1 pseudogene is annotated in these 277 nt (G+C 48.4%); it reads left to right on the top strand.

Annotation, left to right across the window (positions count from 1 at the left end):
- Positions 1-81: 81 nt before the first annotated feature.
- A pseudogene (locus KVT27_RS24395) lies at positions 82-277 on the top strand (hypothetical protein); the annotation flags it as partial.

Here is a 277-nt window from a genome sequence, read left to right on the forward strand (position 1 = left end):
TATCTTTGGAAAACGTACGGCACCATCCACTCCGACACGGAAGACGTCACGATCCCGATCCTGCGGTCGGGGAAATCAACGATGCTGGAGTTTATGGGTTCTGCGGTCATGGCCAAAGGTAAAATGAAAGGTGAAATCAAGAAAGAGCAATCTCTGCTGATCAATCTTTACGAGGAATTGTTTCAAGGCTCCGTTGTTCAAGTAACCGGCAAGGCGAGCGTAGCGATTGTCAAATGCAATAACAGCATTCATACCGATTGGCATGGGGAGCATCCCT

Origin of the sequence: Lysinibacillus sp. GbtcB16 (assembly GCF_019091145.1) — a bacterium.
GTDB lineage: Bacteria > Bacillota > Bacilli > Bacillales_A > Planococcaceae > Lysinibacillus > Lysinibacillus fusiformis.